General features: G+C 65.7%; 19 protein-coding genes. 13 read left to right on the top strand and 6 right to left on the bottom strand.

Annotated elements, in window-relative coordinates; genetic code table 11:
- The first annotated feature begins 5 nt into the window (after positions 1-5).
- Entirely contained in the window at positions 6-2,933 is a 2,928-nt protein-coding gene (gene glnE / locus ACTG4K_RS02140; RefSeq protein WP_439112546.1) for a bifunctional [glutamate--ammonia ligase]-adenylyl-L-tyrosine phosphorylase/[glutamate--ammonia-ligase] adenylyltransferase, read from the top strand.
- Positions 2,930-3,562, top strand: coding sequence for a rhomboid family intramembrane serine protease (locus ACTG4K_RS02135; protein ID WP_439112545.1), 633 nt, complete (start codon positions 2,930-2,932; stop codon positions 3,560-3,562). Before glnE ends, ACTG4K_RS02135 begins: the two co-directional genes overlap by 4 nt.
- A 78-nt stretch (positions 3,563-3,640) precedes the next feature.
- Here the strand turns inward: ACTG4K_RS02135 and ACTG4K_RS02130 are convergent, their stop codons facing one another.
- The 4 genes from ACTG4K_RS02130 to ACTG4K_RS02115 all read right to left on the bottom strand — a co-directional run bounded on the left by ACTG4K_RS02130 (position 3,641) and on the right by ACTG4K_RS02115 (position 7,324).
- Positions 3,641-4,492: a ferritin-like domain-containing protein gene (locus ACTG4K_RS02130; protein ID WP_439112544.1), complete on the bottom strand. Its 852-nt coding sequence runs from the start codon at positions 4,490-4,492 to the stop codon at positions 3,641-3,643.
- 62 nt (positions 4,493-4,554) lie between these two features.
- Positions 4,555-6,120 (bottom strand): cryptochrome/photolyase family protein, encoded by a 1,566-nt coding sequence (locus ACTG4K_RS02125; protein WP_439112543.1) that lies wholly within the window; start codon positions 6,118-6,120, stop codon positions 4,555-4,557.
- Positions 6,117-6,209 (bottom strand): DUF2256 domain-containing protein, encoded by a 93-nt coding sequence (locus ACTG4K_RS02120; RefSeq protein WP_439112653.1) that lies wholly within the window; start codon positions 6,207-6,209, stop codon positions 6,117-6,119. Before ACTG4K_RS02120 ends, ACTG4K_RS02125 begins: the two co-directional genes overlap by 4 nt.
- Before the next feature lie 62 nt (positions 6,210-6,271).
- Positions 6,272-7,324 (bottom strand): MerR family transcriptional regulator, encoded by a 1,053-nt coding sequence (locus tag ACTG4K_RS02115; protein ID WP_439112542.1) that lies wholly within the window; start codon positions 7,322-7,324, stop codon positions 6,272-6,274.
- Positions 7,325-7,367: 43 nt separating this feature from the next.
- Between ACTG4K_RS02115 and ACTG4K_RS02110 the strand changes: the two genes are divergently transcribed.
- From ACTG4K_RS02110 to ACTG4K_RS02070, 9 genes are all read left to right on the top strand, one after another.
- A complete protein-coding gene (locus tag ACTG4K_RS02110) occupies positions 7,368-8,018 on the top strand; it encodes a glutathione peroxidase (protein ID WP_439112541.1) in 651 nt (216 codons plus the stop codon).
- A gap of 346 nt (positions 8,019-8,364) precedes the next feature.
- Positions 8,365-9,786: an NAD(P)/FAD-dependent oxidoreductase gene (locus ACTG4K_RS02105; protein WP_439112540.1), complete on the top strand. Its 1,422-nt coding sequence runs from the start codon at positions 8,365-8,367 to the stop codon at positions 9,784-9,786.
- Positions 9,783-10,646: a DUF1365 domain-containing protein gene (locus ACTG4K_RS02100; RefSeq protein WP_439112539.1), complete on the top strand. Its 864-nt coding sequence runs from the start codon at positions 9,783-9,785 to the stop codon at positions 10,644-10,646. Before ACTG4K_RS02105 ends, ACTG4K_RS02100 begins: the two co-directional genes overlap by 4 nt.
- A gap of 14 nt (positions 10,647-10,660) precedes the next feature.
- Positions 10,661-11,890 (top strand): class I SAM-dependent methyltransferase, encoded by a 1,230-nt coding sequence (locus tag ACTG4K_RS02095; protein ID WP_439112538.1) that lies wholly within the window; start codon positions 10,661-10,663, stop codon positions 11,888-11,890.
- 34 nt (positions 11,891-11,924) lie between these two features.
- On the top strand, positions 11,925-12,524 hold the full coding sequence (locus ACTG4K_RS02090; protein ID WP_439112537.1) for a chalcone isomerase family protein: 600 nt from the start codon (positions 11,925-11,927) through the stop codon (positions 12,522-12,524).
- Positions 12,521-13,876, top strand: coding sequence for an MFS transporter (locus ACTG4K_RS02085; RefSeq protein ID WP_439112536.1), 1,356 nt, complete (start codon positions 12,521-12,523; stop codon positions 13,874-13,876). The genes ACTG4K_RS02090 and ACTG4K_RS02085 overlap by 4 nt, the downstream gene beginning before the upstream one ends.
- A 12-nt stretch (positions 13,877-13,888) precedes the next feature.
- Positions 13,889-14,422 (top strand): DUF3833 domain-containing protein, encoded by a 534-nt coding sequence (locus ACTG4K_RS02080; RefSeq protein WP_439112535.1) that lies wholly within the window; start codon positions 13,889-13,891, stop codon positions 14,420-14,422.
- A gap of 155 nt (positions 14,423-14,577) precedes the next feature.
- Complete coding sequence (locus tag ACTG4K_RS02075; RefSeq protein WP_439112534.1) at positions 14,578-15,453, top strand: SDR family NAD(P)-dependent oxidoreductase; 876 nt, start codon at positions 14,578-14,580, stop codon at positions 15,451-15,453.
- Between the two features lie 18 nt (positions 15,454-15,471).
- Positions 15,472-15,915, top strand: coding sequence for a nuclear transport factor 2 family protein (locus tag ACTG4K_RS02070; RefSeq protein ID WP_439112533.1), 444 nt, complete (start codon positions 15,472-15,474; stop codon positions 15,913-15,915).
- A 10-nt stretch (positions 15,916-15,925) separates the two neighbouring features.
- Here ACTG4K_RS02070 and ACTG4K_RS02065 read toward each other — a convergent pair whose 3' ends face one another.
- Positions 15,926-17,116 carry a Crp/Fnr family transcriptional regulator gene (locus tag ACTG4K_RS02065; RefSeq protein ID WP_439112532.1) on the bottom strand — a complete coding sequence of 397 codons (1,191 nt, stop codon included), beginning with the start codon at positions 17,114-17,116 and terminating at the stop codon, positions 15,926-15,928.
- A gap of 202 nt (positions 17,117-17,318) precedes the next feature.
- Complete coding sequence (locus tag ACTG4K_RS02060) at positions 17,319-17,933, bottom strand: glutathione S-transferase N-terminal domain-containing protein (protein ID WP_439112531.1); 615 nt, start codon at positions 17,931-17,933, stop codon at positions 17,319-17,321.
- A gap of 146 nt (positions 17,934-18,079) precedes the next feature.
- On the opposite strand from ACTG4K_RS02060, the gene purB reads away from it, so the two are divergent.
- Both purB and ACTG4K_RS02050 read left to right on the top strand, forming a co-directional pair.
- The gene (gene purB / locus ACTG4K_RS02055) at positions 18,080-19,507 is read left to right on the top strand and encodes an adenylosuccinate lyase (RefSeq protein ID WP_439112530.1); all 1,428 of its coding nucleotides are present in this window, start codon (positions 18,080-18,082) and stop codon (positions 19,505-19,507) included.
- Positions 19,508-19,718: 211 nt separating this feature from the next.
- The gene (locus ACTG4K_RS02050) at positions 19,719-20,486 is read left to right on the top strand and encodes an MBL fold metallo-hydrolase (RefSeq protein ID WP_439112529.1); all 768 of its coding nucleotides are present in this window, start codon (positions 19,719-19,721) and stop codon (positions 20,484-20,486) included.
- Positions 20,487-20,490 lie beyond the last annotated feature (4 nt).

Below are 20,490 nucleotides of genomic sequence, written 5' to 3'. Positions count from 1 at the left end.
AAATTATGACGGCCAGCCACACCACAGGTTCCGCAGCGAACGATGCCGCTTTGTCACCACATGTGAATCCCCCGCCGAACCCGTGTCCGCCGCTCACCGCCGCTGACCGCCGCGCCGACTATTCGCGCTTCGTGCAGCGCGTGCGCCGGCGCTACCCCCAGGAACTGGACTGCCTGCCACTGGGTGAACCGGTGCACGCCAGCATGCAGGTGTGCCTGGCCCGGCTGCGCGAACGCGGGCTGCCCATGCCGGCCGCGCTGCGCGTGCTGCGCCAGCTGGTGCTGGAACGGCTGGTGGTGCTCGACTGCGAGCAAGGCGCCTCGCTGGCCACCGTCACCCGCGCCGTGACCGAACTGGCCGAACTCGCGCTGGACGCCGCCTGCTCGCTGGCGTTTGCCGAGCTGGACGATCTGTACGGCGCGCCGCTGGCCGACGCGCCTGAGCCCTTGCCGGTGCGGCTCAGGTCCAACCTTGTGGAAAGCCAGGCAGCCGCCGTGGCGCAAGCCAGCAACGAGGCCAGCCCGAGAGCCCCGCTGCAGCCGCGTGCGCAGATGTGGGTCATCGGCATGGGCAAGCTGGGTGCGCGCGAACTCAATGTGTCGAGCGACATCGACCTGATCTACGTGTACGACGCCGACGGCGAGACCGCAGGCAATGCGCAAGGCCGCAACAAAATCAGCAACCACGAGTATTTCGGCAAAGCCGTCAAACACATTTACAACACGGTGGGGGAAACCACCGAACACGGCAATGTGTTCCGGGTGGACTTGGCGCTGCGGCCCAACGGCAATTCCGGGCCCAGCGCGGTGTCGCTGGGCGCACTGGAAGCGTATTTTCAGGTGCAGGGCCGCGAGTGGGAACGCTTTGCCTGGCTCAAAAGCCGGGTCATTGCGCCCGCCGCCTGCGTGCAAGACAAAAGCGCCAGCGCACTGCGCAGCGCGGTGCTGCCGTTCGTGTTTCGCAAGTACCTCGACTACAACGTGTTCGACGCACTTCGCACCTTGCACCGCCAGATCCGCGAGCACGCGGCCAAGCGCGCCGCCGGCAACCCGGGCCGAGCCAACGATGTGAAGCTCTCGCGCGGCGGTATCCGTGAAATTGAATTCACCGTGCAGCTGCTGCAGGTGGTGCGTGGTGGCCAGTTCCCCGAGCTGCGCACCCGCCCCACGCTGGACGCGCTGACCCGCCTGTGCCGCGCCAATCTCATGCCGCCCGCCACGGGGGAAGAACTGGCCGAGGCCTACGATTTTCTGCGCCGGGTGGAGCACCGCATCCAGTACCTGGACGACCAGCAGACCCACGTCATGCCCACGCGCGACGACGACCTGAACTGGATCGCCGCCAGCATGGGCTGCGCCAATGTGTGCGCGTTTCTGCATACGCTGGACGCCCACCGCGAGGTGGTGGCCCAGGAATTTGACACCCTGCTGGGTGGCCCAGGCAACGGCGGCTGCAACGGCAAGGGCTGCAACGGCAAAAACGGCAATGGCCGGGCACCCGCCGACGACTTGCAAGGCGTGCTATCGCAACTGCCCGAAGCCTTTGCCGCCAAGGTGCGTGACTGGAGCGAGCACCCACGTGTGCTGGCCCTGCGCGAAGACGCGCGCGCCCGCCTGGTGCGGCTGGTGGAGCGCACCGGCGCCTGGCTGGACGAAGGCCGCGTGAGCGAAACGGCGGCGCTGCGCATGGCCGAATGGATCGAGCCCCTGCTGCGCCGCGAAAGTTACCTGGCGCTGCTGCAGGAAAGACCGTCGGTGCACGAGCGCCTGCTGCGCCTGCTGGGCGCGGCCAAGTGGCCCGCGCGCTACTTGCTCAAACACCCCGGCGTGATCGACGAACTGGCCAGCCAGCAACTGCTGACCGACCGCTTCGACCCGGTGCAGTTTGAAGCCGAGCTGCAAGCCCGACGCGCGGCGCTGCAGTCCACCGGCGAGGACGACGAAGAAGAGCTGCTGAACATCTTGCGCCGCGCCCACCACGCCGAGGTGTTTCGCACCCTGGCACGCGACCTGGAGCAGGTGCTCAGCGTGGAACAGGTGGCCGACGATTTGTCGGCCCTGGCCGATGCGGTGCTGCGCACCACTGCGCGCTGGTGCTGGGCGCGGCTGAAAAATCGCCACCGCGAAGCGCCTGCGCTGGCCATCATTGGCTACGGCAAGCTCGGTGGCAAAGAGCTGGGCTACGGCAGCGACCTCGACATCGTGTTCGTGTACGAAGACGAGCACGAAAACGCGCCGGAGATCTACGCCGCGTTCATCCGCAAGATGATCAACTGGATGACGGTGAAAACCGGCGAAGGCGATCTGTTCGAGATCGACACCGCGCTGCGGCCCAACGGCAACTCGGGCCTGCTGGTGACCAGCTTCACCGCCTACGCCAACTACCAGGAACGCCGAGGCAGCAACACCGCCTGGACCTGGGAACACCAGGCCATGACGCGTGCGCGCTTCGTCATGGGCAGCCCAGCCCTGGCGAGCCGTTTCGACGCCGTGCGTGAAGCCGTCATCACGGCCGAGCGCGACCCGGTGGCCCTGTCGGCCGAGATCGTGGCCATGCGCGAAAAAGTGCGCGCGGCGCACCCGGTGCACGGCTCGCAGTTTGACGTCAAGCACAGCGTGGGCGGCATGGTGGACGTGGAGTTTGTGGTGCAGTACCTGGTGCTGTCGCAGTCGCAGGCGCACCCCGAACTGCGCGCCAACACCGGCAACATCAACCTGCTAGAACGCGCCGAGCGCGTTGGTCTGCTGCTGCCCGGCATGGGCGTTGCAGCCGCCAGCGCCTACCGCACGCTGCGACAGATACAGCACCGCGCCCGGCTCGACGAAGCGCCCACCCAGGTCGAGGCGGCGCTGGTCATGCAAGAAGCTGCAGCGGTACGCGCCCTGTGGCAATACGTGCTGGGCCAGCCGGCGGCCCCTGCATCGGGCGCATGAACCAGGCTTCTCGCACTTGGCTGGCGCTGTGTGCGCTGCACGGCGTGGCCAGCATGCTGATGTGGTGGGCCGGCGACCAGACGGTGGACGCGCTCACTTGGCGCGCGGACGGCTGGCTGCAACAACCCTGGACCGCGTGGACCAGCCCCTGGGTGCACATGAACACACCGCACCTGATCGGCAACCAGGTGGCCCTGGGCGCCCTGGCTGCGTTTGCCTGGACGGTTCGCCCCACGCGGGCCTGCGCCGTGGCTTGGCTGCTGGCCTGGCCCCTGACTCAGCTCTCGCTGCTGCTCTGGCCGCAGATTGGATATGCCGTGGGTCTGTCGGGCCTGCTGCACGCGGGCGCCATGGTGTTGGCGGTGCAACTGATCCTCAAACGCATCGCGGTGCCCAAAGCGCGGCGCTGGGGCGGCCTGCTGGCGCTGGGCCTGCTGGGCAAGCTGGCGCTGGAAAGCGGCTGGTCGTACCCGGTCGTGTGGGACGCGGGCAACGACATGTCGGTGGTGCAAGCCGCCCACCTGGCCGGGGCTTTCTGGGGCTTGGTGCTCGGGCTGGCGCTCGGCCGGCGCGACCGTAGCCAGCCCGTGGGCGTGCAGGTTGACAGCAACATAGCCACATTGCCCTGAAAAGGGCAGAAAAAGGGCAGACCAACCCCATGAAAAATGCCCGCAGCTGCGGGCATTTTTGTGGGCACCTCGGGCCGTTCAGGTCGGCAGGGGTTCGGCCGCAGCGGGCACCGCCAGCGACTTGCGGAAGCGGTTGAGCTCTTGCACGGTCTTGAAGGGCTGCTCCATCAGCAAGCTCATGTTGTGCAAGATGCGGTCGACCACCCGGGTTTCCCACACGGCATCAAAGTCGATCTGCTTGTCCAGCCAGTGCTCCAGCCACTCGGGGTTGGGCAGTTTGCTCTGGATGGTGTCGTTCGGGAACATGGCCTTGTTCACGTGCAGGTTGGTGGGGTGAAGGGCCTGCGCGGTGCGCCGGGCGCTGGCCATGAGCACGCCCACCTTGGCAAACGCCACCTTGGCTTCGCTGCCAAATTTGCCGATGGCGCGCTTCATGTAACGCAGGTAGGCGCCGCCGTGGCGGGCTTCGTCCTGGCTCAAGGTGGCGTAAATCTGCTTGATCACCGGCTCGGTGTGCCATTCGCTGGCGCGGCGGTACCAGTGGTTCAAACGGATCTCACCGCAGAAATGCAGCATCAACGTTTCCAGGGGCGGCGCGGGGTCAAATTCAAAGCGAATATCGTGCAGTTCTTGCTCGGTGGGCACCAGTTCGGGACGGAAGCGGCGCAGGTACTCCATCAACACCAGTGAGTGTTTCTGCTCTTCAAAAAACCAGATCGACATGAAGGCTGAGAAGTCCGAGTCGTCGCGGTTGTCGCGCAAAAACATTTCGGTGGCCGGCAGCGCCGCCCACTCGGTGATGGCATTCATCTTGATCGTCTGGGCCTGCTCGTCGGTGAGTGCGCTGGCGTCGAACTTGTCCCAGGGAATGTCCTTGTCCATGTCCCAGCGGACGGATTCGAGTTGCTTAAAAAGTTCGGGGTACAGCATGTCGGGCTTTCGGTCGGCTAGCAGGTGGCTTTTGATTTTAGGCGTCGGGTGTGAAACGGCGCTTACAAGCCATCGAGGTTGGCAAGGGTATGCGCGGCCTGCGTGCGCAGGGCTTCGCGCTCGGCGGGTGCCAGGCGCGTGAGGTTGCGCACCATCAGTGCGGTGCGGGGACTGGCTGCCAGTTCGGTCTCATGGCGGTCCAGAAAGTTCCAGTAGAGCGTGGTCATCGGGCAGGCATGCTCGCCGGTGCGCTGGTCGGGCTGGTAACGGCAGCCGCGGCAGTGGTCGCTCATGCGGGCTATGTATTGTCCGCTGGCCACATAGGGTTTGCTGGTGAAGCGCCCGCCGTTGGCAAACAGCGCCATGCCGGCCACGTTGGGCAGCTCCACCCATTCCACAGCGTCCACGTACACCGCCAGGTACCAGTCGGCCACCTGTTGCGGCTGCACTTCCGCCAACAGCGCAAACTGGCCTGTGACCATGAGGCGCTGGATGTGGTGCGCGTAGCCGTGCTTGAGCGTCTGGCCGATGGCGTCTTTCATGCAGGCCATGTGGGTCTGGCCGGTCCAGTACCAGCGCGGCAGCGCGCGCTGGTGGTCAAAGTGGTTGGCGGTTTTCATGCCCGGCATGTCCAGCCAGTACACGCCGCGAATGAACTCGCGCCAGCCCAGAATCTGGCGGATGAAGCCTTCCACGCTGGCCAGCGGCAGGCCGCGTTCGTGGTGGGCGGCTTCGGCCGCACGGATCACGTCGCGCGGGTCGATCAGGTGCAGGTTGAGCGCCACCGACAAGAGTGAATGCCAGCCAAACGGGGTGTTGCTCCACATGGCGTCCTGGAACGCACCGAAGCATTCGAGCCGGTCGTCCACAAACCGCTGCAGGGCTTGTTGTGCCTGCGCTGCGGTCACGGCCCACCCAAAGTGGTCGAGCTGGCCGGGGTGGTCGGGAAAGCGCGCTTGCACCAGCGCGATCACCTCGCGCGTGGTGGCATCGGGCTCAAAATGCGCGGGCTCGGGAATCCAGCCTGGCCCGGCCTTGGGGTAGCTTTTGCGGTTGTCGGCGTCAAAGTTCCACTGCCCGCCCACCGGCTCTTTGCCGTCCATGAGCACGCCGTGTTCGCGGCGCATCTCGCGGTAAAAGTACTCCATGCGCCACTCTTTGCGCCCGCTGGCCCAGCGCGCAAAGCGCGGGCGGCTGCACAAAAAATGGGTGTCTTCAAACCACTGCAGGGACACGCCAGCGGCCAGCGCTACGGCTTCTATGTCTTGCTGCAGCCGCCATTCGCCCGGCTCGCACACCCACAGCGATTGAGGCGCGAGCGATGCCAGCGTATGCGCCAGCCGGGCGGGCAGGCTGGGCAGGCTTTCCAGCGCCGGGGCGTCCCATGCCAGGTAGTGGCAGGGCAAAGCGGCCTCGGTCAGGGTCTGCTGGAAGTGCCGCATGGCCGACAAGAACAACACAATGCGCGCCTTGTGGTTCCAGACCTGGGTCGCTTCGCCGGGTGCTTCGATCATGAGCACGGCGTCTTGCGCCGGGTCGAAACCGGCCAGCGCCGGGTTGCCCAGCCAGAGCTGGTCGCCCAGCACCAGCACCAGACGGCGCAGCGGGTTAGGGATGGCGGGGATCATGCTGGGCGGTCTTTGGCGGCGGCGCGGCAGCGGTCGCTACAAAACTTCACCTGCTCCCAAGTGCGTGCCCATTTTTTGCGCCAGGTCATGGGGCGGCCGCAAGCGGCGCACGGTTTCTGGGGCAGGCTGGCTTTGTTGCCACGAAAGCCGCTCATATGGCCTCCGGTGCGGGCTGCGCTTGGGCTTCGGCAGCGCCTGCGCGCCAGCGCGCCACACCGGCGGTGATGTCGTCAAGCTGGCCCATGGGCCAAAAGGCGGGTGCTTGCGCAGCGCCCAAACCGCGGCGCTGGCGGTAAAGCGCAGGCGACTGGCCACCAGCCCAGATCTCCACCTTGGGCGGCAGGCGTTCGCGCAAACGGGCCAGCGCTGCCAGCACGTCGCGCGGGTTTTGTACGGCCGTGAAGCTCAGAGCCACCACGTCCGCGCGGTAGGCGCGGGCCGCCGCCACGATGTCGGGCAAGGGGGTTTGCACCCCCAGCGCCACGGTGTCACAACCTTCCAGCACCATGAAGCTTTCAGCCATGAGCAGGCCCAGGGCGTGGGGCTCGCCGGGCACCGTGGTCAGCAACACGCGGGGTGGGTGGCGCGGCTGGTTCGAAGCCACCTGGGCCATGGCGTGTCGCAGCAGGGCTTGCACCACCTCGGTGTACAGGTGTTCTTCAAACACCGCGAGCTGGCCTTCCAGCCAAGACTGGCCCACGCGCACGTTCATGGCGGTGACGCCGTCGCGGATCAGCGAGGCCAGGCCATGGGCCAACAGGTACTGGTTCATGGCCTGGCGCAGTTCGTGGGCCTGGTGCTGGCGCAGCAGCTGCATCCAGTGCTCCACCGGCACGCCGCGCGGGCCCTCCGTGGGCTGGGCGGCCGCTTGGGTGCGGGTTTTGCCCGGGCGAGCCGATGGCGGCTCGGCAGCGGGGGTTTGAATCCGTTCGTCGTTCGCTTGCGTACCCAGTTGCAGCAGCTGTTCCAAAGGCAACGCCACCACGCCACCCGGGCGGTGGCCGGCATCGAGCAGGCGGCGAATGTGGCGCAACCGCAGCAGCTGGGTGTCGTCGTATTGGCGCTCCCCCAGCGCGTCGCGCTCGGGGGTGGGAAAGCCATAGCGCCGCTCCCACACCCGCAGTGTGTCTTTGGACAGCCCGGTGTCGCGCTCGACATCGGCGATCGTGTGGCGAATCTCGGCGGTGAGGCTTGAACTTGTCATGGACAAATGATTCAATGGTTTACCGCATTATGGAGTTTTATATATGAACGAGCGAGTTGTCTATGGCAAGCCCGCACAAAGCGGATGGCGACCCAGGCCGGTGGCGGTTTTCTGTGGCTGGGCATTGGGCTTGGCCCTGGGCCTGGGCCTGGGCCTGACGGTTCAGGCCCAGCCGCTACCCGCCAAGGCGGCCAGCGCCAACACCACCTGCGCCCCCCTGCTGCAGCACCGCTTTGACCGGCTGCAGGATGAAAAACCCCAATCGCTCTGCCAGTACGCCGGCCAGGTGGTGCTGGTGGTCAACACCGCCAGCTTTTGCGGCTTTACCGGCCAATACGAGGGGCTGGAGGCGCTGCACGCGCGCTACCAGGCCCGCGGGCTGGTGGTGCTGGGCTTCCCGTCCAACAACTTCGGCCGCCAGGAACCCGGCAACAACCAGGCCATTGCCGATTTTTGCGAGAACACCTTTGGCGTGAAATTTCCGATGTTCAGCAAAACCACGGTGGTAGGCCGCGACGCCAACCCGCTGTACCAACAGCTCGCCAACCGCACCGGCCAGACGCCGCAGTGGAACTTCCACAAGTACCTGATCGGGCGCGACGGGCAGACAGTGCGCAGCTTTGGCAGCGCTGTGGAACCCAATAACCCTGATTTGATTAAGGATATTGAGCGATTGCTATCGACCAAATTGTGACTGTTCAGTCACAATAAAACCAATTAGTATATTTTTAAGCCTGCAGCACTTGAACACCAACCACAAGCAGACACCGACCACCGGTCTGGAGGGAACCATGGCCAACAACATTCAGCGGAACTTTTTTGATCCGCCAGCGCTCTCAACGAGGACCCTGCGGGTGCCGGCTGCAACAGCCCACCCGCAGCCCGTTTCTGCACTGCGAAGCCTTCCAGGCGCGTGTCTGGATGCAATCCCGAGGCGGTTCTCCTCCTCCTCCCTCCCTCCCTTGTTCGTCTCGGGGCGCTTCGCAGGCTTTTCTTCTTCTGCCGGTCGTGCGCCGCTTCACCGCACCGGCGTCTGACCCATGTATTCAGACCCCCGCGCACCCGCTGCCCAACCCTCCGCACACCATCCGCGCCAGCCCCGGGTAGCCATCATTGGCTCGGGTATCGCTGGCTTAGCCGCCGCCCACACCCTGCAAGGGCTGGCCGACATCACCCTGTTTGAAGCCGGCGACTACTTTGGTGGCCACACCCACACGGTCGACATGACCTTGCCCAACGCGCAAGGCGTGCCCACCACCTTCGGGGTGGACACCGGCTTTCTGGTGCTCAACGAACGCACCTACCCCAATTTGCTGGCGCTGTTTGCTGCGCTGGACGTGCCGATTGCCAAGTCGGACATGTCGTTTTCCGTGCAAGCCCCCGGCGCCGCGCCCGACGGCGGCACGCTGGAATGGAGCGGCTCCAGCCTGTCCACCGTGTTTGCGCAGCGTCGCAACCTGACCAACCCGCGCTTTTGGCGCATGCTGGCCGACATCGTGCGCTTCAACCGCATCACCACGAAGCTGGCAGAGCGTGGCGAAGACCTGCGGCCCAACAGCCCGCTGCTGCAGCCGTTGGGCGAGTTTCTGCGCGAACAACGCTTTTCCGACGAGTTCCGGGACTGGTACTTCCTGCCCATGATGGGCTGCATCTGGAGCTGCCCGACCGACCAGATGCTGGCCTTCCCGGTGGCCACCATGGTGCGCTTTTGCCACAACCACGGCCTGATCCAGATCACCAACCGGCCTCAGTGGTACACCGTGGCCGGCGGCGCGCGCCAGTATGTGGACAAGATCACCGCCCGCATTCCCGACCGCCGCCTGAACACCCCGGTGCACCAGGTGCTGCGCGACGAGCAAGGTGTGCGCGTGCTCACCCCGGGCCAGGTGGAACGGTTCGACGCGGTGGTGTTCGCCTGCCACAGCGACCAGACGCTGGCGCTGCTTGGCGACCAGGCGTCTGCCGAAGAAACCGCCGTGCTCGGCGCCATCCGCTACCAGCCCAACCACGCCGTGCTGCACACCGACACGGCCGTGTTGCCTCAGCACATAAAAGCCTGGGCGGCCTGGAACTACGAACGCTCGCCCAGCGCCGACACCGAATCGGCCCAGGTGTGCCTGCACTACCTGCTCAACCAGCTGCAACCGCTGCCGGTGCAGCAGCCGGTGGTGGTGTCGCTGAACCCGCAAAGCCCCATCGACCCGGCCAAAGTGGTGGGCGAATACACCTACGCCCACCCGGTTTTTGACCTCGCGGCCATTCGGGCGCAAGCCCGCGTGCCTGCCATGCAAGGCCAGCAACACAGCTTTTTTGCCGGCGCCTGGATGGGCTACGGCTTTCACGAAGACGGCCTGAAGGCTGGCCTGCAAGCGGCCCGAGCCCTGATGGACGCGCACGGCATCACCGCCACAAGCGACCCCGCCGACACCCGCCGCGCGGCACTGCCAGGGGTGTTTGCATGAATCGGGGAGGCGCCAGCGTAGAAGCAACGGACCCGAGCGCCGGGCAGCCCCAAGTCGGGCCATCCCAAGCAAACGCTGCTTTGATTGGCTTCGGGCAGGTGCGCCACGCGCGCCACCGCCCGCACCGCAACGCCTTCGTCTACCCCACCTATTTCTTGATGCTGCCCATGCGCAGCCTGCGTGCTCACGGACCCGGCGCGCTGGCCCGCAACCGCCGCGCTGCGCTCGCGTTTCACGACAGCGACCACGGCGACGGCGGCCCGGACAGCCTGGCCTGGCTCGACCAGCTGCTGCTGCAGCACGGCATCACCGACGCGCAGGGCGAGGTGTGGCTGCACACCTACCCGCGCGTGCTGGGCTACAGCTTCAAGCCAGTGAGCTTCTGGTATTGCCACCGCCCCGACGGCAGCCTGCGCGCCGTGCTGGCCGAGGTGAACAACACCTTTGGCGAACGGCACTGCTACCTGCTGGACGCACCGCGTCTGGGCGTACCCTGCACAGCCGACAAGGTGTTTCACGTGTCGCCGTTTTGCCCCGTGCGTGGACACTACCGTTTTGTGTTCATGCGCACCCAACACGCCGACACCGAGCGCACCGTGGCCCGCATCGACTACTTTGACGCCGCAGACGCCCCGGTGCTCATCAACACCAGTGTCAGCGGTGTGCTGGAGCCCCTGACCGCGCAAACCCTGCGCCGCGCCCTGTGGGCCCACCCAGCCATGACGCTGGGTGTGGTCGCCCGCATCCACTGGCAGGCCGTGCGCCTGTGGCTCAAGCAGACCCCGTTTTTTCGCCAGCCCGCCGCCCCGCGCGACTTCGTGACCGCAGGCGATGCGCCCGCGCACACGCGCCCCCGCTGAACCCTTCAACGCCCATGAACAGCACCACCGCCACCGACAACCCCGCCGGCTTCGCCCTGCCCCGCAACGCCCCTGCCGCTGCCCGCACCCTCATGCAGCTGCTGCAGCGCCTGCGCCACGGCAGCCTCACGCTGCAGCTGCCCGACGGCTCGGTACAGCGCTTTGGCAGCACCGACGGCCCCCACGTCACCCTGCACATGGCCAACTGGAACATGTGCCGTGCGGTGCTCAAGTCGGGCGATATTGGCTTTGCAGAAAGCTTCATTGCTGGCGACTGGAGCACCCCCAACCTGACCGCCTTGCTCGGCCTGATGGTGGCCAACCGACGCGAGGTGGAAGACGCCATTTACGGCTCTTGGGTGGGTCGCCTGGTCTACCGCGTGCGCCACCTGCTCAACCGCAATTCCAAAGCCAACAGCCGCAAAAACATCCACGCCCACTACGACCTGGGCAATGCCTTTTACGAACTCTGGCTCGACGGCACGATGAACTACTCGTCGGCCCTGTTCGAAGCGCCCGACCAGCCGATGGTGGACGCGCAACACGCCAAGGTGCGCCGCGCCTTGCGCATGGCGGGTGTACAGCCGGGCGACCGGGTGCTGGAAATTGGCTGCGGCTGGGGCGCGCTGGCCGAAAAAGCCACCACCGAATTCGGGGCGTCCGTCACCGGCGTAACGCTGTCCACCGAGCAGCTGGCGTTTGCGCAGCAACGCGTGGAAAAGCTCGGCGTTCAAGACCGCGCGGAACTGCGTTTGCAAGACTATCGCGACATTGCGGACGGTCCGTTCGACGCCATCTGCTCGATTGAAATGCTGGAGGCCGTGGGCCGTGAATACTGGCCCACCTACTTTCAGTCGCTGTCCAAGTTGCTCAAGCCCGGTGGGCGCGCCTGTATCCAGAGCATCGTGATCGACGACGCGCTGTTTGAACGCTACATCGCCGGCACCGACTTCATCCAGCAATACATCTTCCCCGGTGGCTGCCTGCCCTGCCCGCGCGAGTTGCGCGCGCAAGCGGCCCAAGCCGGTCTGGAAGTGGTGGACGAGTTTGCGTTTGGCCCCGACTACGCCCGCACCCTGCAGCTGTGGCGCGAGCAGTTTTTGCACGAACAAGAGCGCGTGCTCCAGCTCGGTTTTGACCAGCGCTTCCTGCGCATCTGGGAGTTCTATCTGGCCTACTGCGAAGCCGCTTTCACCGGCGCCAACATCGACGTGGTGCAGTACACCCTGCGCAAACCCGGCTGAAACCCAGCTGAAGCCAACCCACCGAAAGCCCGCCATGCCGTCCACCACCCGCCCCCTGCGCCTGCGCCGCGTCCACCCGGCGGCTGCGTTTTTGCTGGCTGTGACGGTCGCCGCGTGGTGGCCTGCCACGGTGCAGGCCACCACGCCCGAGCCCACCGCCCGCGCTGCGCTGCAAGACAAGCAGGTTCTGGGCAACTCGCGGCTGCGCGTGTGGGGCTTTGAGGTGTACGACGCCAGCCTGTGGGCCAGCCCCGGCTTTGACGCCAAGGGCTACGAGCAACACCGCTTTGGGCTGGAACTGAACTACCTGCGCAGCTTCAAGGGGCGCGACATTGCCGAACGCTCCATGGACGAAATGCGCGGCATTGCAGCCATCACACCCGAGCAGGCCACGCGCTGGCTGGCGGCCATGAGCGCACTGTTTCCCGACGTGCAGCGCGGCGACCGCATCACCGGTGTGCATGTGCCCGGCAGCGGCGCGCGCTTTTATTTGAACGGCCGGCTGCGCGGCGAGCTGGCCGACGAAGATTTCTCGCGCCTGTTTTTTGGCATCTGGCTATCGCCCAAAACCTCGCAACCCGCCATGCGCGCCACGCTGATTCAGGCGGCCGCTGCGGCGCCGCGCACACCATGAACCCCACCGCCGCAGCGGCCACAGACCCGGCGGCGCGCTTTATTGGCCCTGGCGCCTGGCGCCATGCCCTGGGCTACGGCCTGCTGGGCCTGCCTCTGGCGTTTGTGGCGCTGCCGCTGTATGTGATCTTGCCCAACCACTACGCCCGCGAATTTGGCGCACCGCTGGCCGCGCTGGGTGCGGTGCTGCTGGGCGCACGCCTGATCGACGCCGTGCTCGACCCCTGGATTGGCCGCTGGTGCGACCGCCTGTTTGCCCGCTCCACCCGCGCCGTGCTGGCGGTGGCGGCGGTGGCCGCCGTGGTGCTGGCCCTGGGTTTGTGGGGCCTGCTGTTTCCACCGCCCGCCGTGCGCAGCGCGGGCATGGCGGCCCTGCTGGGCTGGGCCGGCGCGGTGATGGCTGTGACCTACACCGCCTTCAGCGTGGTGAGCGTGGCGCACCAGGCCTGGGGCGCACGGCTGGGCGGCACCGAGGCACAGCGCAGCCGGGTGGTGGCCTGGCGCGAAGGTCTGGCCTTGGTGGGCGTGCTGCTCGCTGCGGTGTTGCCCGGCACGCTGGGCCTGGGCGCCACGGTGTCGGCCTTTGCGGTGCTGCTGGCCCTGGGCGGCTGGGCCTGGAGCCGTTCGCTGGTGCCCGCGCCCGCCGCACCGGCTGCCGCGCCACTGCCGGGTGCGCCGCCGGCCCTGTCACCGCTGCGCCAGCCGGCCTTTTTGCGGCTGCTCGCGGTGTTTGTGCTCAACGGCACCGCCAGCGCCGTGCCCGCCACGCTGGTGCTGTTTTTCGTGCAAGACCGCTTGCAAGCGCCGCCCGCCCTGGAGCCCGCGTTTTTGGCCACCTACTTTCTGTGCGCCGCGCTGTCCATGCCGCTGTGGGTGAAGCTGGTGGGCAGGCTGGGCCTGGCGCGCACCTGGCTCGCGGGCATGGGCCTGTCGGTGGCGGTGTTCATCTGGGCGGCCACGCTGGGCGCGGGCGACACCACCGCGTTTCTCATCGTATGTGCGCTCTCCGGCGTGGCACTGGGCACCGACCTGGCTTTGCCGGGCGCCCTGCTGGCGGGCCTCATTGGCCAGCTGGGCGAGCGCGGCCAGCGCGAAGGCGCCTACTTTGGCTGGTGGAGCTTTGCCGCCAAGCTCAACCTGGCGCTCGCCGCCGGGCTGGCGCTGCCGCTCCTGGCCTGGTTTGGCTACACCCCCGGCGCGCGCACGCCCGAAGCGCTGCAAACCCTCACCATCGCCTATTGCCTGCTGCCCTGCGCCCTGAAGCTGCTGGCCGGCGGCGCCCTGTACGGGCTGGTGATCCGGCCCGAGCGCCGGGCATCTGCCACCCGCGCCATTCCCCACCCCGTTTCCTGAGAAAGCCCCACCATGCAACGACGCCTTTTGCTCACCGCCGGCCTGGCCGGTGCGGCCACCCTGACCGGCTGCGCGGGCCCCCAGATCAGCAACTACGCGGGCGAAAAACCTGCGCTGGACCTGCGCACCTATTTCAACGGCACGCTGGACGCCTACGGTGTGTTCACCGACCGTTCGGGCCAGGTCGTCAAGCGTTTCACCGTGGTCATGCGCTGCACCTGGGACGGCGACAACGGCGTGCTTGATGAAGATTTTGTGTATTCCGACGGCACCACCGGCAAGCGCATCTGGCGCATGAAACACCTGGGTGAAGGCCGCTACAGCGGCACCGCCGACGACGTGGTGGGCGAAGCCCTGGGCGAGACCCGCGGCAACGCCTTTCGCTGGGGCTACACCCTGGCCCTGCCGGTCGATGGCCGCGTCTGGAACGTCACCTTTGACGACTGGATGTACCTCATGGACGAGCGCGTCATGCTCAACAAAGCGGTCATGAGCAAGTTCGGCGTGCGCCTGGGCGAAGTCACCTTGTCCTTTGTAAAGAGATGAAGCGCCGCTGCGCGTCACCCCCCAAGGGGGCGGCACTGGCCGACCGGCGAAGCCAGCCCGGCGGTGACCTTGGCGGCCACCGCTTCACGCTGTGCGGGTCGCACTCCGGCGCCAAAAACACCTGACACGAATCAATTGACCTACTGGCCCCACCCATGACACCCCAAAGCAGTTTTGTTGAACCCAGCCCCGCGCGCACAAACCGCCCCGCGCAACAGCGACGCGGCGGGCTCCTGCTGCGCCCCTTCAACCCGCCCCTCGCCGACTGGCAAGGCCTGCGCGTCTGGCTCGTTGGCGCGTCCAGCGGCATTGGCGCGGCCACGGCGGCGGCGCTGCAAGCGCGGGGTGCGCAGGTGCTGGTGTCGGCCCGCAGCGCCAGCGCGCTCGATGCGTTTGTGGCCCAACACGCCGTAGCCGACGGCAGCCGCCTCATGCCCCAGGCCTGGCCGCTGGACGTGACCGACGCGCAGGCGGTGACCCGCACCGCCCAGGCCATCTTGCAGCAAGGGCCGCTGGACCTGGTGCTTTACTGCGCCGGTCACTACCGCGAAATGCGCGCCACCGCCCTGGACATGACCGACCTGAAGCGCCACCTGGACATCAACTACACCGGCGCCCTGCACGTGCTTGACGCCGTGTTGCCCAGCCTCATCGCCCGGGGCCGGGGCCATGTGAGCCTGATCAGCAGCGTGGCCGGCTTTCGGGGCTTGCCCAAAAGCCTCGCCTACGGCCCCACCAAGGCCGCACTCACCAACCTGGCCGAAACGCTTTACCTCGACCTGGAGCCGCTGGGCGTGGGCGTGAGCGTGGTACACCCCGGCTTTGTGCAAACCCCGCTCACCGCCCAGAACGAGTTCACCATGCCAGCATTGATCACGCCCGACCAGGCCGCGCAGGCCATGGTTGCCGGCTGGGCCCACGGCGCGTTTGACATCCACTACCCCAAGCGCTTCACGCGCTGGATGAAACTGCTGCGCCTGCTGCCCTACCGTCTGTATTTTCCGGTCGTGCGCCGGTTCACCGGCCTTTGACACACCCATCAACCGCCCATGAACCCCACCGAATCCCGGGCCGCCGTGGCGCGCATCAGCGCTTTTTTTGAAGCCTTGTCACCGCAATCGCTCGCGGCCATGGACACGCTCTACACACCCGACGCGCGCTTCAAAGACCCGTTCAACACCGTGCAGGGCGTACCCGCCATCACAGGCATTTTTGAACACATGTTCCACAACCTGCACCAGCCGCGCTTTGTGGTCACGCAGCAAGTGGTGGAAGGCGTGCAGGCTTTTCTGGTGTGGGAATTCCGCTTTCGCTTCAAGCGCTTTGACACCACCACCGAACAAGTGATTCGGGGTGGCTCGCACCTGGTGCTGGCAGCGGATGGCCGCATCAGCGACCACCGTGATTACTGGGACGCCGCCGAAGAGTTGTACGAAAAACTGCCCGTGGTGGGTGGGCTGATGCGCTGGCTCAAGCGCCGCGCCAACAGCTGAACGGGGCGGCTCAGCGCTGGGTCATTTTGTGTTTGACCTGGCCGATGATGAGCTTGCCGATCTGCAACACCTCCACCGCGTCCACCTCGCCCACGGTGGCCAGATCGTGTTCCACCTCTTCGCGTTTGGCGCGTGACAGGCTCGCCAGAATCTTGCTCTTCACACTTTCTTCCGGGATGGTACTGAGCAGCTTGGCCAAGTCGTAGGTGTCGCAGCGCGACACCGCCTCAAAAACGGACTTCTGGTCGGCGAACTCGATGTCGCTGATGTCGGTGAATTCCTCGGGCGGCTTGATCTTGCGGTCTGAGAAAAATTTCTTGCCCTTGTCGTTCAGCAAACGCAGAATTTCGCTCTTGCGGAAGGTGAAAATATCTTCGGCAAATTCGCTGCCCGCCAGCTTCCTGAGCAGGGTGGAGCGGTCCACATCCACCAGCGCCGAGAACTCGTCCACGTTGACATATTCGTAATCGAGCTTGCCTTGGTCCTTGTGAGTGCTGGCGATTTTTCGGGCCTGCAGCACGATGTCTTTGGGCGAAAAAATGACGCGTTTGCCGTTGCCTTTTTCGTCTTCGATTCGAATCAGATGCAGCATCAGCAGCTTGCCAATGCTGTCCCGGATGTGCACATCGGAATGCCCCAGCAGCGCCCGGGCGTTAGCGAACACATCGGTCAGCGCTGGGCTGGCCAGCACGGGCTGCCCTTGCTGCCCCTTCAGGTCCGCCTTGTGCCTGCCCAGGTCGGCCATGCCCAGCAGGTTCAGCAACTGGGCGTACACCAGCACATCGGGCTGGTAGTTGACCCGGGTGGCAATCAGTTCGTGCGCCACGGCCAGGCGCTCGGCGAGCGTGCGCACCATACCGCGCGTGAACTTCGGCGTGGCATTCATTTCCTGGTCCAGCGTTTCAATGCCAATCAGGTACAACTCGCTGTAGGTGCGCGCAGCGGCGTTGTTGGTGCGCCGGCCGTTGAGCACCTGCGGCGTCATGCCAAAGCACTGGCCCTTGCCCAGCGACTCCACCACCACCCGTTTTTCCTCGCGCATCATGTAGATGTCGATCACGCCCTCCTTCACCACGTACATGTGGGTGCAGGGCATGCCTTCGGTGTAAAGCACATCGCCTGCGTAGGCGCGCTGCTGCGTGAAACCGTCGCTCTCGTCGATGGGCATCGGTGCAGCAACGTCTGGGGTGTTCTGGTTCATGTCGTCGGGGTGTCTAATGCGGTCGCCGGCAAACCAGGCGGCACAGCGGGATTCGATCGTTGTGCCGTTTGTATCGGCACGCAACAGCCAAACCTTAGCGCGTGTGACAGCCGCACAAGCTGCCGGGCCAACACCGGCAAAGCCACCTCAAGGCCTTGAAAACCACCTGCAACCCACCTCCAAACCGCAGGCGCAAAGAGGCTCAGTCGGGTTTGCTGTCGATGAAGCTCTGGCGCAGCGCCAGCTTGTCGCTGAGTTTGGCGAGGTTGGGGTAGGGCGTGCGCCACTCAACGGCGGGGAAGCGGAAGTCGAGGTAGCCCAGGGCACAGCCCACCGCCACGTCGGACAGGCTCAGATGCACGCCCGAGCAAAACGCCTTGTCGCCCAGTCCCTGGCTCATCGAGGTCAGCGCGGCGTGGATCTTGCCCATCTGGCGCTCAATCCACGCGTCGCTGCGCTGGGCATCGGTGCGCCCGGGCCAGGTGGCTTCCAGGCGGGCCAGGATGGCCGCGTCCAGCACGCCGTCGGCCAGCGCTTCCCAGGTTTTCACCTCGGCGCGTTCGCGCCCCTGCGTGGGGATGAGTTTGCCCACGGGTGAGAGCGTGTCGAGGTATTCCACGATGACGCGCGAGTCAAACACGGCTTCGCCGCCTTCCATGACCAGGCAAGGCACCTTGCCCAGCGGGTTGGAGGCGGTGATCTTGGTGTCGGCGGCCCACACGTCTTCAGGCACAAACTGGTAGTCGAGCTTTTTCTCGGCCATGACGACGCGCACTTTGCGCACGTAAGGGCTGGTGATGGCACCGATGAGTTTCATGGACGTGGGTTTTTGGTTTCAGGATTCCCTGGGGCTGGCCATTCTAGCGATGCTGCGATGCACCCGCGCTGACACCGCCCATACAACCCGCACCGCCCCGCCAAGCGGCACCGCAGGGCGCATGCAGCCCCTCCTACAATTGGCGGATGCGCCCGACCACCCCCACCCCCAACGCTTCATCCGCCCCGGCCTCTGCCGCCCTGTCTCCAGTTTCGGCCCTGTCGCCACTGGATGGCCGCTACGCCGGCCGCCTGGCCAACCTGCGCCCCTTCATGAGCGAACAGGGCTACATGCACCGCCGCGTGCAAGTTGAAGTGGCCTGGTTCATCGCCCTGTCCGATGCCGGGTTCGACGAGTTCAAGCCGCTCTCGCCTGGCGCCCGCACCTACCTGATGGGTCTGGTGAAAAACTTCGACGAAGCCGACGCATTGGCCATCAAAGACATTGAAAAGGTCACCAACCACGACGTGAAGGCGGTGGAGTATTGGATCAAGTCCAAATTTGACGCCCGCCCCGAGCTGGAAAAGGCCGCCGAATTTGTGCACTTCGCCTGCACCAGCGAAGACATCAACAACACCAGCCACGCCCTGCAGCTCAAGGGCGGGCGCGACGTGGTGCTGCTGCCGGCGCTGGACGGTTTGATTGCCAAGCTGCGCGACATGGCCCACGCCTTTGCGGCTGTACCCATGCTCAGCCGCACCCACGGCCAGACCGCCAGCCCCACCACCGTGGGCAAAGAACTGGCCAACGTGGTGATGCGCCTGAACACCGCCCGCGAGCGCATTGCGGGCGTGAAGCTCATGGCCAAAATGAACGGCGCCGTGGGCAACTACAACGCCCACCTGAGCGCCTGGCCCGACTTTGACTGGGAAGCCTTCAGCCGCGAGGTGGTGGAAACCGCCGAGCCACTGGGCCTGGGCCTCACGTTTCAGCCCTACAGCATCCAGATTGAGCCGCACGATTACATGGCCGAGCTGTTCGACGCGGTGGCCCGCACCAACACCATCCTGATCGACCTCTCGCGCGACATCTGGGGCTATGTGAGCGTGGGCTATTTCAAGCAGCGCCTGAAAGACGGCGAAATTGGCTCATCCACCATGCCGCACAAGGTCAACCCGATCGACTTTGAAAACGCCGAAGGCAACCTGGGCCTGGCCAACGCGCTGCTGCGCCACCTGTCTGAGAAGCTGCCCATTTCGCGCTGGCAGCGCGACCTGACCGACTCCACTGTGCTGCGCAACATGGGGGTGGCGCTGGGCTATGCGGTGCTGGCCTACCACTCACTCAGCGTGGGCCTGGGCAAGCTGGAACTGAACGAAGAAGCGCTGGCGGCCGACCTCGACGCCTCTTGGGAAGTGCTGGCCGAGCCTATTCAAACGGTGATGCGGCGTTTTGGCGTGCAAGGCGCCTACGAAAAGCTCAAGGAAGTCACCCGTGGCAAAACCGTGACGGCCGAAGCGCTGCACGCGCTGATTCGCAGCCTGGAGATTCCGCAAGCCGAAAAAGACCGCCTGCTGGCCATGACGCCGGGCAGTTACATCGGCAAGGCCACCGAACTGGCGCAACGCGTCTGATCGCCGGGCGCCGGCCCTGCCGGCGCCTGCGCAGCGGCCGAAAACGCACGCTTTCAAACCCCAAAAACCGGGCTGACCCGCAGCGTTTGCCAGCGGTTTGACATAGCGCAAGCAGCCGCTGCACGCGTGCCCCTACAGTCGCCAACTGCGCGGCCGCATCCCGTTGGTTCGCTTTGGTCGCTCACCTGCGACCAACACCGGAGCTACCGCCATGGCGATCGAACTGTTCAACCAAAACGGGCATGTGTGCCTCATGTTTGCCCACCTCAGCGACGAGGGCGGCGAAGCGGTGCAGGCCAACCAGTTTCTGGTGATCCATGGCGACACCGGCGCCATCATCGACCCCGGCGGCAACATGGCTTACAACGAGCTGCTGCTCACGGTGGGACGCTATTTTTCGCCGCAAAAGCTGTCCATGATCCTGGCCTCGCACGCCGACCCAGACATCATTGCCTCGCTCGACCGCTGGATGACCAGCACCCAGGCCACGCTCTACATTTCGCGCCTGTGGGAGCGCTTTGCCCCGCACTTTTGCAAGCCCGGCAAAACACAGGGCCGCATCGTCGGCATTCCCGACCCCGGCATGCGCATCCGCCTGGGCAACAGCGAAATCGTGGCGCTGCCGGCGCATTTCATGCATTCCGAGGGCAACTTCCAGTTTTGGGACCCGGTCAGCCGCATCCTGTTTTCAGGTGATCTGGGCGTCTCCATGGGCACCTCGGCCGACGCGGCCCAGCCCATCACCTCGCTGGCGGCCCACATTCCAAAAATGGAAGCCTTTCACCGCCGCTACATGGTGTCCAACAAGGTGCTGCGCCTGTGGGCCAACATGGCACGCACACTGCCCATCCACATGATCGTGCCGCAGCATGGCGCGCCCCTGGCCGGGCCTGCGGTGAAAGAATTTATTGACTGGATTGGGACCGTGGACTGCGGTGTGGACCACTTGACGCAGGCCAACTACACCATTCCTCTGTAACCTA

It is taken from the genome of Hydrogenophaga sp. (assembly GCF_965657535.1).
Lineage (GTDB): Bacteria > Pseudomonadota > Gammaproteobacteria > Burkholderiales > Burkholderiaceae_C > Hydrogenophaga.
Note: the sequence above shows the minus strand (reverse complement) of the source record. Positions and strands in the feature narration are given on the sequence as shown.

Coding starts and splice junctions, on each gene's coding strand:
- ACTG4K_RS02075 (WP_439112534.1), top strand. CDS start 14,578: ATGACACCCCAAAGCAGTTTTGTTGAACCCAGCCCCGCGCGCACAAAC.
- ACTG4K_RS02050 (WP_439112529.1), top strand. CDS start 19,719: ATGGCGATCGAACTGTTCAACCAAAACGGGCATGTGTGCCTCATGTTT.
- ACTG4K_RS02070 (WP_439112533.1), top strand. CDS start 15,472: ATGAACCCCACCGAATCCCGGGCCGCCGTGGCGCGCATCAGCGCTTTT.
- ACTG4K_RS02090 (WP_439112537.1), top strand. CDS start 11,925: ATGCCGTCCACCACCCGCCCCCTGCGCCTGCGCCGCGTCCACCCGGCG.
- ACTG4K_RS02080 (WP_439112535.1), top strand. CDS start 13,889: ATGCAACGACGCCTTTTGCTCACCGCCGGCCTGGCCGGTGCGGCCACC.
- ACTG4K_RS02120 (WP_439112653.1), bottom strand. CDS start 6,209: ATGACCTGGCGCAAAAAATGGGCACGCACTTGGGAGCAGGTGAAGTTT.
- ACTG4K_RS02110 (WP_439112541.1), top strand. CDS start 7,368: ATGAACGAGCGAGTTGTCTATGGCAAGCCCGCACAAAGCGGATGGCGA.
- ACTG4K_RS02125 (WP_439112543.1), bottom strand. CDS start 6,120: ATGATCCCCGCCATCCCTAACCCGCTGCGCCGTCTGGTGCTGGTGCTG.
- ACTG4K_RS02095 (WP_439112538.1), top strand. CDS start 10,661: ATGAACAGCACCACCGCCACCGACAACCCCGCCGGCTTCGCCCTGCCC.
- ACTG4K_RS02100 (WP_439112539.1), top strand. CDS start 9,783: ATGAATCGGGGAGGCGCCAGCGTAGAAGCAACGGACCCGAGCGCCGGG.
- ACTG4K_RS02135 (WP_439112545.1), top strand. CDS start 2,930: ATGAACCAGGCTTCTCGCACTTGGCTGGCGCTGTGTGCGCTGCACGGC.
- ACTG4K_RS02105 (WP_439112540.1), top strand. CDS start 8,365: ATGTATTCAGACCCCCGCGCACCCGCTGCCCAACCCTCCGCACACCAT.
- ACTG4K_RS02065 (WP_439112532.1), bottom strand. CDS start 17,116: ATGAACCAGAACACCCCAGACGTTGCTGCACCGATGCCCATCGACGAG.
- ACTG4K_RS02115 (WP_439112542.1), bottom strand. CDS start 7,324: ATGACAAGTTCAAGCCTCACCGCCGAGATTCGCCACACGATCGCCGAT.
- ACTG4K_RS02130 (WP_439112544.1), bottom strand. CDS start 4,492: ATGCTGTACCCCGAACTTTTTAAGCAACTCGAATCCGTCCGCTGGGAC.
- ACTG4K_RS02085 (WP_439112536.1), top strand. CDS start 12,521: ATGAACCCCACCGCCGCAGCGGCCACAGACCCGGCGGCGCGCTTTATT.
- purB (WP_439112530.1), top strand. CDS start 18,080: ATGCGCCCGACCACCCCCACCCCCAACGCTTCATCCGCCCCGGCCTCT.
- ACTG4K_RS02060 (WP_439112531.1), bottom strand. CDS start 17,933: ATGAAACTCATCGGTGCCATCACCAGCCCTTACGTGCGCAAAGTGCGC.
- glnE (WP_439112546.1), top strand. CDS start 6: ATGACGGCCAGCCACACCACAGGTTCCGCAGCGAACGATGCCGCTTTG.